Genomic DNA, 14,783 nt, shown 5'->3' on the forward strand with positions numbered 1-14,783 from the left:
CATGAGCCGGAAATTTGCGTTACGGCGTCTATCTATAGGGGCTTTGTGTTCAGCAAAAGCCTTTCGTTCGTTAACCCTGCCGGGTCGCCATGACGACGTCTGAACTGCCCGCCGGCGCCTCCCTGCGCCGCAACGCCACGCTTGTCGGCATCGCACTGATGATGCTTGGCGTTTTCCTCTATTCGCTCAACGACGCGCTCGGCAAATACATGCTGGCGACCTATTCGGTCGGCCAGATGCTGCTGATCCGCGCTTCGGCGGCGCTGATCGTGCTGTCTCCCTTCATTTGGACCCAGCGAGCGGCCTTTGGAACGATCCCGCGGCCCGGCCTGCAGCTCGTGCGCGTCTTCCTGTCGACCGCCGAAGTCGTGATGTTCTTCTGGGCCGTGACTTATCTCCCGCTCGCAGACACCGTCACTTACTATCTGGCCGGGCCGATCTACGTGACGGCGCTGTCGCCGATCCTCCTTCGCGAGCACGTCGGCTGGCGCCGCTGGACCGCCGTCGTTATCGGTTTTGTCGGCGTGATCATCACGCTGAATCCATCGCCGGCAACGCTGACATTGCCCGCCATCATCGCGCTGTTTGGCAGCTTCTTCTTCGCGATGCTGATGATCGCGACCCGCCACTTGCGCGGCACACCCGACATCGTGATGGCGACGAGCCAGATCGGCGCGACATGGGTGCTCGCAGCGTTTTGGGCGCCGATAGGCTGGATTGCGCCGACGCTGGTCGACATGTCGCTTATGGCTTTGCTCGGTGTCGTCGCGGTCGTCGCGATGATGAGTGTCAACCGTTCTCTGAAACTCGCGCCGGCCAGCGTCGTCGTCCCCTATCAGTACATGTTGATCGTCTGGGCCGTGATCCTCGGTTATCTCGTCTTCAACGAGGTGCCGAAAATACATGTCATCGTCGGCTCGCTGATCATCGTGCTCGCCGGGCTCTATATCTTCTGGCGCGAGCAGGCGAACGCGAAAGAGCCACTCGTTGAGCAGCCGCCGGGCTGACGCGGAACTCGCGCCGGTCTGATCCGCTTCCCTCGCGGGAGATTGCGATGACAAACACTGTCGAGCCACGCGCGCTGCGCTTCTCGGATGATGGGATGATCCCGAACAATCCGAAGCTGCCGATGCTCGTCTACGCGCAGGCGTTTGATCTCGACAGCGAGCCAGATCCCGCCGCCGTGTTCGAGCAGACGTTCAAGCGCAATCGCTGGGGCAATTCTTGGCGCAACGGCATTTTTCCATACGTCCACTATCACTCCGCGATCCACGAAGTTCTCGGGATCGCGCAGGGGCATGCGCGCGTCCGTTTCGGTGGCAACCAGGGCGTTGAACTCAATCTCAAGGCTGGCGACGTCGCAGTTTTGCCGGCCGGAACCGGCCATCATCGCCTCAGCGCCAGTCCCGACCTGCTTGTGGTCGGCGCGTATCCACCGGACGGCGAATACGATCTTTGCCGCGGCTCGGCGGAAGAACTGCGGGCTGCGCGCATTTCGATCCCGCGCGTGCCGATACCGGATTATGACCCGCTGGGCGGCAAAGGCGGTGCCTTGCCGCGGTTGTGGCGCGCATAGCCGTCGCGATATAAGGCGCGCGGCTCTTACCCGAGATTACTCATGAAAGAATGGATCGCGTTCTGGAACGCGCCCAACGCGATTTACGTCAACGAGCATCACCGCGACGTGCATTATCGCACGATCGCCGAGGATATCCGCGAGCATGTCCCGAGCGGGTCGGCGCGCGTCCTCGACTACGGTTGCGGAGAAGCGCTGCACGCGCGGCTGATAGCGAACGCCTGCGCCTCACTCACACTGAGCGATGCTGCGCCGACCGTCCGCTCGAACCTTGCGTCACGCTTCGTCGGCGAGCCGAAGATCGACGTGAAGTCGCCGGAAGATATTGCGGCGTTGCCGGATGGTTCGTTCGATCTCATCGTCATGAACTCGGTCGCGCAATATCTCACGCGCGACGATCTAGCCGCGCTGATGAAAACGTTTCGGCGATTGCTTGCGCCGGGCGGCCGGTTTGTCTTCAGCGACGTCATTCCGAAAAACGTGTCGCCGATCACGGACGCGCTTGCGGTGTTGCGCTTCGCGGCGAAGCACGGCTTCCTGATACCGGCCGTGTTCGGTCTGGTACGCACGGTGTTTTCGAACTACAGCACGCTGCGTTCGCGTCTCGGTCTGTCACTCTACGATGAGAGTGAAGCGCAGAAGCTGCTGCAGGATGCGGGTTTCTCGGCATCACGACACGCGAAGAACATCGGCCACAATCCGGCGCGAATGACTTTCGTCGCACAGCCAACGTGAGAATTGTCCACACGCATTAACGCTGCGGATACTTTACGCTTCCCCATGCGAACGGCGAATGAAATAAACTGAAGTTGGCTCGGTGGCGGAGTGGCGACGCGGGGACCGTGCATGGTCCCAAAGCCTGGTTCAAATCCAGGCCGAGCCTCCAATTTCTTACGCTATCTACGAAGTCGATTCGTCGCCGACATTGACGACGACGATTTCCGGCGGCACGCCGAAGCGTAATGGCAGCTTGCTGCAGCCGAGCCCGCCCGACACGATCAAATGCCGATCGTTCTCGATCACATGACCGTAGGCGTAGCGATTGCCGTAGCGTGACGGCACCATTGGCGAATAACCGAATATGCGCACTTGGCCGCCATGTGTGTGCCCAGACAGCGTGAGCGCGAAGCGATCCGGAATGTGCGCGAAGATATCCGGCTCATGTGCCATCAAAATCGCCGGCGCATCGTCGGTAATCGCCGCGAGCGTCTTGCGCATATCGTGAACGCCCATCTTCGGATGCCGGAACGGGAAGGCGATCTGGTCACCGAGGCCGGCGAGCCAAAACGGCTTGCCGTCTTTTTTCAGTTGGATCGCCTCGTTCTCGAGCAACGGAAGGCCGGCGTTGCGAAACGCCGTGTGCGTGATGGTTGGTCCGCTGAGCCGGCGCTGTGCTCTGTCGTCGTCCCACCAGTCGTGATTTCCGAGCACGCCGTGAACGCCGAGCGGCGCTTTCAGCCGTGCGAGAGCTTTGGCGACATCCGGAACAGTAGCCTTCAACGTAACGCCGCGATGGCTCGCGATATAGTCACCGAGCAAAAGGATCGCGTCGGCTCCGAGAGCATTCGTCGTATCGACGATCTCCTCGACCCGCTCCATCGGCATCAGCGGCTCGCTGGCATGCAGATCGGCAATGATAGCAAGCTTGAGTTTGAGGCCCGGCGTCCAGCCCTTTGGGGTCAGCTGGTAGTCCTGAATGCGAAGCCGATAGCGCGGCTCGAAGCCGAATGCATACCCGGTGGCCGCGAGCGTCGCTGCCGCGCCGGCAAGGCCCGTGATGAATGTGCGGCGCGTAATGTGAAGCATTCGGGTCGGTCACTGAAGGCCGGGTGAACCGCGAGCCGGCCGATCTCGCACAACCGTATGTATCAAGCGATTGCGGCTGCGCGTGGCCGCTTTCACGTCACCTTTTCGTATGGTGAACGTGGGTTGCGTCGGATCGCACACACACGCCCGCGTGGCGGAACCTGTGCCCTGCACCGAAAAGCGCCTTTCCATTCCGGAGCGGATGGTCTAGGAAACCCGCGCGCACGGGCGGGGCCTGGCGCCGAGCCGGTCAGGACGCGCCCCAGGCGCGCCCTTTTTTTATGTGCGCTCAAGTATTTATGCGCACGCAAGCTTGTCGAGAACAGATGCCGAAACGCACAGACATTGCCACGGTCCTGATCATCGGAGCAGGGCCGATCGTTATCGGCCAAGCCTGTGAATTCGATTATTCGGGCACTCAAGCCTGTAAGGCGCTGAAGGAAGAGGGATACCGGGTCGTCCTGGTCAACTCCAATCCGGCGACCATCATGACGGACCCGGACCTCGCCGACGCCACCTACGTCGAGCCGATCACGCCGGAAATCGTCGCCAAAATCATCGAGATCGAGCGCAACGTGAAGCCGGGCGGCTTCGCGGTGCTTCCGACCATGGGCGGCCAGACGGCGCTGAACTGCGCGTTGTCGCTGCGCCGCATGGGCGTGCTGGAGAAGTTCGACGTACAGATGATCGGCGCGACCGCCGAGGCCATCGACAAAGCCGAGGACCGTGAACTCTTCCGCGAGGCGATGAAGAAAATCGGCCTTGCGACGCCGAAGTCCTTCCTCGCCAACGCGACGAACCTGAAGCAGCAAGACCGCGACAATCATGCGGCTGCCGTCTCGGCCATCGATGGCGCTTCTGTCCCGGATGCCGAGCGTGCCCGCCGCCATGCCGAGTATGAGCGTGAATGGGCCCGCCATGCCGATGATCGCCGCAAGCGCTACATCCACGGCGCACTCGGCGAAGCGTTGTTGGCGTTGGCCGAGATCGGCCTGCCGGCGATCATTCGTCCGTCATACACGCTCGCCGGCACCGGCGGCGGCATCGCTTACGATCTCGAAGAGTTCATCTCGATCGTGCTGCAAGGCCTCGAAGCATCGCCGACGAGCGAAGTGCTCGTCGAAGAGTCGGTGCTCGGTTGGAAGGAATACGAGATGGAAGTGGTCCGCGACAAAGCGGACAACTGCATCATCGTCTGCTCGATCGAGAATATCGATCCGATGGGCGTGCACACCGGCGATTCGATCACGGTCGCCCCGGCGCTGACTCTCACAGATAAAGAATATCAGGTGATGCGCGACGCATCGCTTGCGGTGTTGCGCGAGATCGGCGTCGAGACCGGCGGTTCGAACGTGCAGTTCGCCGTCAACCCAGCGGACGGGCGCCTCGTCGTCATCGAGATGAACCCGCGCGTTTCGCGTTCCTCGGCCCTCGCGTCGAAAGCAACAGGCTTCCCGATTGCCAAGGTCGCCGCGAAGCTTGCGGTCGGTTACACGCTCGACGAAATCGCCAACGACATCACGGGCGGCGCGACGCCGGCGGCGTTCGAGCCGACGATCGATTACGTCGTCACCAAAATTCCGCGCTTCGCTTTCGAGAAATTCCCTGGCGCATCGAATGTTCTGACGACGTCGATGAAATCGGTCGGCGAAGTGATGGCGATCGGCCGTACCTTCAAGGAGAGCCTGCAGAAAGCGCTCCGCGGCATGGAAACCGGACTTTCCGGTCTCGACGAAATCCAGATCGAAGGCCTCGGCCAGAACGACGATAAGAACGCGATCCGGGCCGCGCTCGGCACGCCGACGCCGGATCGTTTGCTCAAAGTCGCGCAGGCGATGCGCCACGGCATCGACGATGAGCAGATTTTCCAAAGCTGCAAGATCGATCCCTGGTTCCTCGCCGAGATCCGCGAGATCATCGACACCGAAGCTGAAATCCGCGCCAAGGGTTTGCCGAAAAGCGCAAAGATCTTCCGCCGCCTCAAGGCCATGGGCTTCGCCGACGCGCGTCTTGCCAGGCTCACCGGCCAGAGCGAAGCCGACGTGAAGAAGGCACGCGTCGCGCTCGACGTGCGGCCGGTCTTTAAGCGAATCGACACCTGCGCGGCCGAGTTCGCCTCGCCGACCGCCTACATGTATTCGACCTACGAGACCCCGGCCGGCAACGCGCTCGCGATCGACGAGGCTCACGTCTCGGACAAGAAAAAGGTCGTGATCCTCGGCGGCGGTCCGAACCGCATCGGCCAAGGCATCGAGTTCGACTACTGCTGTTGTCATGCGTGTTTCGCGCTCGCCGATGCGGGCTACGAAACGATCATGATCAACTGCAATCCCGAGACGGTGTCGACCGACTACGATACTTCGGATCGTTTGTATTTCGAGCCGCTGACGGCCGAGGACGTTCTCGAAGTCATCGCGGCAGAGCAGAAGAAGGGGACGCTGCACGGCGTCATCGTGCAGTTCGGCGGTCAGACGCCGCTCAAGCTCGCCGACGCTCTCGAGAAGGCGAATGTCCCGATCCTCGGAACATCGCCGGATGCGATTGATCTCGCGGAAGACCGTGACCGCTTCAAGCGCTTGCTCGATCAGCTTGGCCTCAAGCAACCCGAAAACGGCATCGCATATTCGGTCGAACAGGCGCGACTGGTCGCGACCGATCTCGGCTTCCCGCTCGTCGTCCGTCCGTCTTACGTGCTCGGCGGCCGCGCGATGAAAATCATACGCGAAGAAAGCCAGCTCGGCGACTATCTGCTCGGAACGCTGCCGGAACTTGTGCCCAACGACGTTAAGGCGCGCTACCCGAACGACAAGACCGGCCAGATCAACACGCTGCTCGGCAAGAATCCGCTGCTGTTCGACCGTTATCTCTCCGCCGCGATCGAAGTCGACGTCGACTGCCTCGCCGACGGCAAAGACACCTTCATCGCCGGCATCATGCAACATATCGAGGAAGCCGGAATTCACTCCGGCGATTCGGCTTGCTCGCTTCCACCGCATTCGCTCGAGCCCGAGATGATCAAGCGGCTCGAAGAGGAGACGCGCTCGCTCGCGCTCGCGTTGAAGGTCGGCGGTCTGATGAATGTGCAGTACGCGCTGAAGGACAACGAGATTTTCGTCCTCGAAGTCAATCCGCGCGCCTCGCGCACGGTGCCGTTCGTCGCTAAAGTCATCGGCGTCCCAATCGCAAAAATCGCGTCGCGCGTCATGGCGGGCGAGACGCTCGCCTCGTTCGGGCTCAAGCAGGCGCAGCCGGACCACATCGCCGTCAAGGAAGCCGTTTTCCCGTTCAATCGCTTCCCGGGCGTCGATACGGTTCTCGGCCCGGAGATGAAGTCGACCGGCGAAGTCATCGGCCTCGATCATTCCTTCGAGACGGCGTTTGCCAAAAGCCAGCTTGGCGCCGGCGTCAAACTGCCGCGTTCCGGCAATGTCTTCATCTCGGTCCGCGAAGACGACAAGCCGCGCATTCTCGAAACCGCGCGCCTCCTCTCCGGCCTTGGCTTCACGTTGCTCGCGACTGGCGGCACGCAGCGCTTCCTGCACGAAAACGGCGTCCCGGCCGAGAAGGTCAACAAGGTTCTTGAAGGCCGGCCTCACATCGTCGATGCGATCAAGAACGGCGACGTGCAGCTCGTTTTCAACACGACCGAAGGCGCCAAAGCCCTGGGAGATTCCGCCTCTCTGCGGCGCGAAGCCCTCTTGCATAAAGTCCCGTACTACACCACTCTTTCGGGTGCCGTAGCGGCCGCTTTGGGCATTAAAGCCTACCTTGCGGGTGACCTCGAGGTAAGACCGTTGCAGCAGTATTTCGGCGGGAGAGCCTGAAAATCAGGCCTTCAGGCACCCTAAAGCTCCGATTTCGCGCTTTTTTAGCCGTGGAACCGAAGCGGGCGTGCCGAATTGTTTTCGGTCAAGCTCACCACTGAGCGAAGACCACCGGCCAGCATAAAGGGAAGGCGGGCAGCTTGGAGAAATCCGGCGGCAGCTAAGTCTTATTCGCTGGCGGTTGCGAGAAGGAAGTTGAGACGCGATGGAAATGATCCCGATGACCGGTGCCGGCTACGCGACGCTGGAAACCGAGCTCAAGCAGCGCCAGCAGATCGAGCGGCCGCGCATTATCGAGCAGATCGCAGAGGCGCGCTCGCACGGTGATCTTTCGGAGAACGCCGAGTATCACGCGGCGAAAGAAGCGCAGTCGCTCAACGAGGGTCGCATCGCGGACCTCGAAGACAAGATCGCGCGCGCCGATATCATTGATGTCTCGAAGCTCTCGGGCGACACGATCAAGTTTGGCGCGACCGTCACGCTGATCGACGAAGACACCGAGAAAAAGCAGGTCTGGCAGATTGTCGGCGAGCCGGAAGCGGACGCGAAGAACGGCCGTATCTCGATTGCATCGCCGCTTGCTCGCGCGCTCGTTGGCAAGCAAAAGGGCGCGCAAGTCGAGGTTGTGACGCCGGGCGGCGCCAAGGCCTACGAAGTTCTCAAGGTCGAGTGGCGCTAAGCAGACTGCGCAATTTGCGGCGCCCCGTGCGCCGCAATGGTGCTCTCGATCGCCTGAGCCAGTGCAACTTGGCCGAACGGCTTTCCGAGCCGCGGTAGATCGGGCGCTGCCCCCTCCGGCAGATCCGCATAACCCGTCGCGAGGATGACCGGCAACGCCGGCCATTCGCGCGCGATCGTCGCTGCGAGTTCGGTACCGGTCATGCCCGGCATGGCGTGATCCGTCACGACGATGTCGAAGCTCGGTTCTTTGCGTAAAATCTCTAGCGCCTGACGCGCCGACGCCGCTTCGACCACGTGGTGCTTCATGTCTTCCAAGATCGCCGACGTGCCGGCGAGGACGAGCGCATCGTCGTCGACGACAAGCACGCGTCGCCGGGTTGGCGTTGGGTGGAGCGGCTCGGGCACGGCGACGCTCTTCGCGATCTCGTCAGCTTCTGCGCGCGGCAGCCAAAGCTCCGCGACGGTGCCTTCGCCGATCTCGCTGCGCAAGCGCAGCTTGCCGCCGGATTGCGCGGCGAGACCATGCACCATCGAGAGGCCAAGGCCCGTACCTTTGCCGACACCCTTGGTGGTGAAGAATGGCTCGGTTGCGCGGCGCAGCGTTGCCTCGTCCATACCCTCGCCAGTGTCGATCACCGAGATAACGATGTAGTCGCCGTCAGCGATGTCGCCGAGCCCGTGATACGTCTCGTCGCGCGCCGAGATCGTGAGCTTGCCGCCGTTCGGCATCGCGTCGCGTCCGTTCACGGCAAGATTGAGGATCGCGAGTTCGAATTGGTTCGCGTCGACTTTGGCGGGGCTGAGACGCGTCGGTACCGCGGTCTCAATCTCGATCATCGCGCCGAGCGCGCGCCGCAACAGCTCCGACATGCCTTCGACAAGCCTTGCGACATCAACGGCCTCAGGCCGCAATTCCTGACGGCGCGCGAATGCAAGAAGCCGCTGCGTCAGAGCGGCTCCGCGCTCCGATCCTTTCAACGCGTTATCGATCAAGCGATGCAAACGCGGATCGTCCGGCATGCGCTTCTTGAGCAGTTCGAGGTTGCCGACGATCGCGGTCAACAGATTGTTGAAGTCGTGCGCAACGCCGCCGGTGAGTTGGCCGATCGCTTCGAGCTTCTGTAATTGCGCGACTTGCTGGCTGCGCTCTTCCACTTGCGCTTCCAACCCTTCGTTGAGCCGCTGCAACGCTGTCTCAGCTTCCTTGATTTCGGTGATGTCGGTATGCGCTCCGATCAAACGAAGCGCGCGGCCTTCCGGGTCGCGTTCGAGTTCGGCCTTTGCCGAGATCCAGCGCAGCGCGCCGTCGCTCGGACGGATGATGCGATACTCGGCTTTGTATTCGGTGTCCGTAGACTTCACGGCGTCGCGGAAATGCCGTTCGGTCTCTTCGCGGTCGTCCGGGTGAATACGCGCCACCCACGACTCGTGCGTCTCGCGCACCGCATCGGGCGGCAGACCGTGGATGCGCAGATACTCAGGTGATCGCTTGTTGCGGAAGCCGTTGCGCAAGTCGACCTCGAGGCCGCCGACGCGACCGATCTGTTGAACGCGCAGCAACTCGGCCTCGCGCTCGCGCAGCTCATAAGCGGAGCGCTCGAGTTCTTCCGCGATATCGTCGATCTCGCGCACGCCGGAGCGTTGCAGCTCCATGTCCTTGCCTTCGCCGAGTTTCGTCGCGCCGCGCGCGAGATCGGCGAGCGGCACCGCGACCTTGCGGCCGAAGCCGAGTGCTAAGGTCAACGAGAGTGTCAGCGCGATGAGACCGAGCGCGAGGAACGCCTTCAGCGATTGGTTCAGCGGTGCCTGCAGCGAGCTATACGCGATGCTCGACGCGATGACCCAGCCGGAAACCGGGGAGCGCTTGTAGCCGATGACGACGTCTTGGCCGTCGATGTTGGGCCCGACCCAAATGCCCTCGGATCCGGTGGCGGCGCTGAGGAACTCCGTATTGCCGGTCGTACCCGACACTTCCTGGTGCCGGATGGACCGCGCGACAAGGCGGCCGTTGCGGTCCGACACAGAGGCGGCGACGAACTCGGATTGCTCGCGGCGGAGATAAGGCACCAGCCGTCGGGTCGGCACGATGAAGCTCAGGAGATATTCGACGTTCCCGTCGTTGAGCACCGGCACGATAGCGGCGAACTGGGTTTCCTTCGTATCGGGCTCCGTAAAGACGCCGGAGACAAGGGCGGCGCGTTCCGCGATCACGTCGCGGTCGCGCGGGAGGTTGAGTTTGCCCAGAGGCTCACCCCAGGCGACTTTCGTATCGATGATCTTCTGGCCGTCCGGCGTCCGCAACACGATGTCGGCGCCGATATAGGCCCGTGCGTCGGACATTTGGCGATGGAAGGCCGCAAAGTCGCGCTCGGAGAGCAGCCGCGAGGTCGACAACGTGTGCAGCGACGCCAGCATCTCGATGAGGTCGCGGTCGATGTCGATCGCGATTTGCTGAGTCGTTGATTGGACTGCGTTTTCCAGCCGCGTCCGCTCGCTTTTGGAGTATTGAAACGCGAGCAGCCCTGCGAAGGCGAGGATGGGAAGGAGCAGCAAAACGATGAAAAGAACGAAGTAGCCTCGCGCCGACAGGGACCGGGATCGGGGGGCGGAATTGGACACGCGGGACCTCTGCTCGACGCGAGATAACTCGGTCGATTCGCTTTGGTTCCCGACTCCTTCGAAAAATTTTAGGTCGCCGGCACTGGCCGCAGCACGGCTGTTTCGCGGATCGGCAGATTGATCAGGCCTGAGGCTATGCCAAGGGCGACCGAGAGCCACCAGACCACATCATAAGACCCGGTCCGGTCGAACAGCACGCCGCCGAGCCAAACTCCAAGGAAGCCGCCGACCTGGTGAGAGAAGAAGGCGAAGCCGTACAGCATCGCGAGCCAGCGCGTGCCGAACATGACGGCGACCAAGGCCGATGTCGGCGGAACCGTCGACAGCCACAGGAAGCCCGAAACCGCCCCGAAGATGAGCGCCGACGTCAGCGTCGCGGGAAGCAAAATGAAAGCGGCTATCGCCACCGCGCGCGAAAAGTAGATCGCGGCGAGGATGTAGCGCTTCGGCATGACGTTGCCGAGATAGCCGGCGGTCAGCGAGCCGAAGATGTTGAAGAGCCCGATCACCGCGATGGTCCAGGCGCCTGCATCGTTTCCGAGCCCGCGATCGACCAAATAAGCCGGCAGATGCACGGTCGTGAAGGCGAGTTGAAAGCCACAGGTGAAGAAACCGAGCACCAGAAACACGTAAGACGGATGCGCGAAGGCTTCGCCGAGCGCGGCGCGAAACGATTGCGTCGGCTGAGCCGATTGCGAGCTCTCGTTGGTCGGTGTCGCCAGCGCGAAGCAGAACGGAATGGTCAGCACCATCACGGCCGCGAAGATCAGCAGCGCGCTCTGCCAACCGAAACCATCGATCAGCCCGCGCGCGAGCGGCGAGAACAAGAACTGCCCGAACGAGCCTGCCGCCGTACACGCGCCAAACGCCATCGACCGCTTCGACTCCGGCACCAGCTTGCCGAACGCGCCGATCACCATATTGCCGGAGGCGCCTGACAGGCCAAAACCGATCAGCCCGCCGGCCGAAAGTTGCAGGAGGCCCGGCGTGTCCGCATAAGCCATCAGCGCGAGGCCGAGGCCGTAGAGGATAAGCCCGCCGATCAGTACGCGCACGGTGCCGAAGCGATCCGCAACCGCGCCGGCGAAAGGCTGGCCGAGCCCCCAGAACAGATTCTGCAGCGCGAGCGCGAGCGAGAAGGTTTCGCGCGTCCAGCCATTCTGCAGTGAGATCGGCGTGAGGAATTGGCCGAGCGCCGAACGCGGGCCGAACGACACCATCGAGACGACGCAGCCGAAGAGAATGACGATGAGCGGCGTGCGCCATGTGCGCAGAGTGTCGGCGGTCGTCATGCTTCCTCGCGGCGTTGCGGCGCTCTTCTATGTGGCGCGGACATTACGGTTCGGCGAGGCGAAACCAAATGAAACTTTCTCATCGGATCGATGAGTGTTGTGCATGGACATGCGCGTTCGACGCCCGCACAGTGCCTGAAAAGAATAAGGAGGAAACCCGTGCGGAAACTCGTCATCGGCGCTGCGTTTGCGATCGCGGTTACGTCCGGCGGACACGCTTACGGTCAGGACTGCGCATCGCGGCGCTTCATCGTGCCTTACGGACCTGGAGGATCCGGCGACACGACAGGACGATTGCTCGCGCAGAAACTCGGCGAAATCTATGGCCAGAATATCGTCGTCGAAAATATGCCGGGCGCCGGCGCGATCGTCGGGACGCAAACTGTTGCGCGCAGCGCACCCGATGCCTGCACGATGACGATCGTCGTTCCGGGCATCTTCATCTCGCGTGCGCTCGCGCCGCAGCCGGGCTTCGATCCGCTCGAAGATCTCGCCGGTGTCAGCCTCGTCGGAAAGTTGCCGATCCTGTTGTCGGTCAGCGCGAAAGTTCCGGTGCAGAATCTCAAAGAGTTTGTCGACTGGGCGAAGAAGAATCCGGCAAGCTACGGCACCAACGGCGTCGCTTCGGTTTCGCATCTTGGCGGCTCGCTGTTCGGCGATCTCGCCGGCTTCAAGATGACGCACGTTCCGTATCGCACCGGCGCTGCCGCATTGCCGGATGTTTTCTCCGGCGACGTCACGATGTCGATCGACTCGATGCTCATCCACACACTGATTCAAGGTGGCGGTGCGCGCCCGCTTGCGCAAACCGGATCGCGCCGTTGGCCGACCGCACCCGATGTTCCGACAACCGTCGAAGCCGGATTTCCGGATCTGACGATCGGAAGTTGGTTCGTCGTCCTTGTGCCGTCGAAGACGCCGGCCGATCGGCAAGCGCAACTTTCGTCTGCGCTGCAGAAGGTTCTCGATATGCCGGACGTGCGCGAGAAACTCATCACGTTCGGCGTCGATCCGGTCGGCGGCACGCCGAAGGACACCGACGCGTTCATCCGCCGCGAAGTCGCAACCTACACCGACATCGTTCGCAAAGCTGGCATCAAGCTCACCGCCAACTGAGCGCCTACATCTTCGCCAGCAACGCGGCGGCTTCGTCAGACGTCCAGGTCGGCGCGGCATCCTCGCCCCACTTGCGCGGACGATAGAAGGTGTGCAGGCCGATCTTCTTGAGCTTGCGCATCGAGCGTACCCAATACGGATAGACGTAGCTCGCGTGGTAGTGCGTCGCAAGACCGACATCGTCGAGCCAAACCTTGCCGTCGAGCGATGCGGTCGCGATGCGTTGCGCGCGCGCCCAATGTTCGGGCTCGGTCACGACATCCGGAATGCCGTCGCACGCGAAGGTGAACTGGCACGACAGGTGGCGATGTTTGTTCTGATAAACGACGCCGCAGATATCGTCCGGATAGTAGCCCGAGAAGGCGCGATTGATGATCACTTGCGCGACGGCGACCTGGCCGCGCACCGGCTCCGAACGCGCTTCGAAATAGATCGCGGTGGCGAGGCACTTCTCGGCTTTCGCGCGGCCGAGCCCGACGAGCTTCAGACGATCGGCCGGCGACTGCAGCGGACGCGCGGTGATCGAAGGTTCGTTGTCCGGAATGCGCAAGATCGCGGGTTCTGCCGCCGGTGTTGCGGTGGCGACCGCGACAGCCGGAATGCCTTCGATGATCGGCGCGCCTTCGGCGCCCCAGCCTTCGAGACCACCGACCGACGCGAGTGTCGGCGCCGCGCTGAAATAGACGAGCCGCTGTTCTTCGCGTGCCTCCGGGCTTTCGCTGTCGGCGCTCGCGACGGCTTCCGGCTGCGCGTGTTGATTCGGATCGAGCACCATCGCGGGGTCGTAGCGATCGAACGGTTTCCAATCGAGCGACGCCTCGATGTTCTTGGCGTCGTCGTTCTCGGGCTCGAGCGCCTGCGAGTCTTCCTTCAGCAGCTCGGCGAGAATTTGAATCTGAATGCGCGGGACCTGCAGGTCGCCTTTGCCGAGGCGATTGACGCCGGACGGATTTCCCGACGCATCGAAGCGCGCGATCTGATTGACGTCGACCTCGGCGCCATGCGTGCCGAGCGGCCGCGCGAAGCTGAAGGTCGCGAAGAATGCGCCGCGCGATGCGCCGAAGATGCGTTCGCGCGCGCGCTCCGCGACGTGCGGCTGCTGCGCCATCAGCGAGGCGATGTCCTGATAGCCGATGCGCGTCGCGCCGGTCAGGAAGAACAGCGCACCGAGGCACAAGGGGGCAACCTTGGCGAGACGGCGCGGGCGAAGGGCGCGGTGATAACGCGGCATGAGCTACTCGACGCAACACAACTGCCGGACGAACAGCCGGCTCCCTTCGTTTGTGCCTCATTAACCTTGCGGAGCCGTTAACTCGGATCTGGCGCATCGGAATCCTTCGGGCCCGGGGCCTGGGGCATGGGGGTGCCTTCTCGCGAACGCTTTCGCGCTCCGAGCTTTGGCCTTCACCCCGCGACAAGACGCGGGGAGGCGGAGCGCCGCTCGGCGCTCGGTCTTCGGATGCCGTAGCCTTGCGACTACGGCGCGGTTTCCTTTACGGAAACCGCCGCCTCGCGGCGCTCCGCCACGGCATTTTTCACCCCGGGGCCGCGCTTGCGTGCTGGCTGCAAAGTGCAGCCAGTCGTTCAGCGAGCTCCTCGCACACCGGTCCTATTGCCGGTAGGGCGGGGTCCCCGGGGCGCCCGAGCGCAGGAGGTGACGAACCTCCCGCCCGCAGGCGCCGTCCCCGACCCCGTTAGCTGCGTCACCGGTTGACGCCCCCGCTTGGATCAGGTGACGAGGAATATAGTCAGATAGGAATTTATGTCAAGACCATTGCGTCGCGAATTGGTTCTAACGCGCTATGCGTGCATTCTAAGTTATTGCACGGGAAGAGTTTATTGCTTCTGGCGCCGGCAAAATTAACACTT

The 14,783-nt window shown here is 62.4% G+C and carries 10 protein-coding genes and 1 tRNA gene; 7 read left to right on the top strand and 4 right to left on the bottom strand.

What is annotated here, in order from left to right; all coding sequences use genetic code 11:
• The first annotated feature begins 89 nt into the window (after window positions 1-89).
• The 4 genes from GJW30_RS03970 to GJW30_RS03985 all read left to right on the top strand — a co-directional run bounded on the left by GJW30_RS03970 (window position 90) and on the right by GJW30_RS03985 (window position 2,462).
• Window positions 90-1,007, top strand: coding sequence for a DMT family transporter (locus GJW30_RS03970; protein ID WP_096351905.1), 918 nt, complete (start codon window positions 90-92; stop codon window positions 1,005-1,007).
• Between the two features lie 47 nt (window positions 1,008-1,054).
• Window positions 1,055-1,576, top strand: coding sequence for a cupin domain-containing protein (locus GJW30_RS03975; protein ID WP_096351907.1), 522 nt, complete (start codon window positions 1,055-1,057; stop codon window positions 1,574-1,576).
• A gap of 42 nt (window positions 1,577-1,618) precedes the next feature.
• Window positions 1,619-2,311 (top strand): class I SAM-dependent methyltransferase, encoded by a 693-nt coding sequence (locus tag GJW30_RS03980; protein ID WP_096351910.1) that lies wholly within the window; start codon window positions 1,619-1,621, stop codon window positions 2,309-2,311.
• 76 nt (window positions 2,312-2,387) lie between these two features.
• Window positions 2,388-2,462, top strand: a tRNA-Ala gene (locus tag GJW30_RS03985).
• Between the two features lie 14 nt (window positions 2,463-2,476).
• Here GJW30_RS03985 and GJW30_RS03990 read toward each other — a convergent pair.
• Window positions 2,477-3,382, bottom strand: coding sequence for a metallophosphoesterase (locus tag GJW30_RS03990; RefSeq protein WP_096351913.1), 906 nt, complete (start codon window positions 3,380-3,382; stop codon window positions 2,477-2,479).
• 326 nt (window positions 3,383-3,708) lie between these two features.
• Between GJW30_RS03990 and carB the strand changes: the two genes are divergently transcribed.
• Both carB and greA read left to right on the top strand, forming a co-directional pair.
• A complete protein-coding gene (gene carB / locus GJW30_RS03995) occupies window positions 3,709-7,206 on the top strand; it encodes a carbamoyl-phosphate synthase large subunit (RefSeq protein WP_096351916.1) in 3,498 nt (1,165 codons plus the stop codon).
• A gap of 205 nt (window positions 7,207-7,411) precedes the next feature.
• Entirely contained in the window at window positions 7,412-7,885 is a 474-nt protein-coding gene (gene greA, locus GJW30_RS04000) for a transcription elongation factor GreA (protein ID WP_096351919.1), read from the top strand.
• On the opposite strand, the gene GJW30_RS04005 is transcribed toward greA, so the two are convergent.
• Both GJW30_RS04005 and GJW30_RS04010 read right to left on the bottom strand, forming a co-directional pair.
• Entirely contained in the window at window positions 7,882-10,506 is a 2,625-nt protein-coding gene (locus tag GJW30_RS04005; protein WP_130364740.1) for a hybrid sensor histidine kinase/response regulator, read from the bottom strand. The two genes, greA and GJW30_RS04005, sit on opposite strands and share 4 nt — an antisense overlap.
• Window positions 10,507-10,574: 68 nt before the next feature.
• Window positions 10,575-11,798 carry an MFS transporter gene (locus GJW30_RS04010; RefSeq protein ID WP_096351925.1) on the bottom strand — a complete coding sequence of 408 codons (1,224 nt, stop codon included), beginning with the start codon at window positions 11,796-11,798 and terminating at the stop codon, window positions 10,575-10,577.
• Window positions 11,799-11,957: 159 nt separating this feature from the next.
• Here GJW30_RS04010 and GJW30_RS04015 point away from each other — a divergent pair, with 159 nt between their 5' ends.
• A complete protein-coding gene (locus tag GJW30_RS04015; RefSeq protein ID WP_157746684.1) occupies window positions 11,958-12,914 on the top strand; it encodes a Bug family tripartite tricarboxylate transporter substrate binding protein in 957 nt (318 codons plus the stop codon).
• A 4-nt stretch (window positions 12,915-12,918) separates the two neighbouring features.
• Here the strand turns inward: GJW30_RS04015 and GJW30_RS04020 are convergent, their stop codons facing one another.
• Complete coding sequence (locus GJW30_RS04020) at window positions 12,919-14,145, bottom strand: cell wall hydrolase (RefSeq protein WP_096351931.1); 1,227 nt, start codon at window positions 14,143-14,145, stop codon at window positions 12,919-12,921.
• Window positions 14,146-14,783: the final 638 nt, after the last annotated feature.

Origin of the sequence: Variibacter gotjawalensis, from assembly GCF_002355335.1 — a bacterium.
GTDB classification, from domain to species: domain Bacteria; phylum Pseudomonadota; class Alphaproteobacteria; order Rhizobiales; family Xanthobacteraceae; genus Variibacter; species Variibacter gotjawalensis.

Excerpts from the sequence above, each read along its gene's own strand:
- GJW30_RS03970 (WP_096351905.1), top strand. The coding sequence starts at position 90 with ATGACGACGTCTGAACTGCCCGCCGGCGCCTCCCTGCGCCGCAACGCC.
- GJW30_RS03975 (WP_096351907.1), top strand. The coding sequence starts at position 1,055 with ATGACAAACACTGTCGAGCCACGCGCGCTGCGCTTCTCGGATGATGGG.
- GJW30_RS03980 (WP_096351910.1), top strand. The coding sequence starts at position 1,619 with ATGAAAGAATGGATCGCGTTCTGGAACGCGCCCAACGCGATTTACGTC.
- GJW30_RS03990 (WP_096351913.1), bottom strand. The coding sequence starts at position 3,382 with ATGCTTCACATTACGCGCCGCACATTCATCACGGGCCTTGCCGGCGCG.
- carB (WP_096351916.1), top strand. The coding sequence starts at position 3,709 with ATGCCGAAACGCACAGACATTGCCACGGTCCTGATCATCGGAGCAGGG.
- greA (WP_096351919.1), top strand. The coding sequence starts at position 7,412 with ATGGAAATGATCCCGATGACCGGTGCCGGCTACGCGACGCTGGAAACC.
- GJW30_RS04010 (WP_096351925.1), bottom strand. The coding sequence starts at position 11,798 with ATGACGACCGCCGACACTCTGCGCACATGGCGCACGCCGCTCATCGTC.
- GJW30_RS04020 (WP_096351931.1), bottom strand. The coding sequence starts at position 14,145 with ATGCCGCGTTATCACCGCGCCCTTCGCCCGCGCCGTCTCGCCAAGGTT.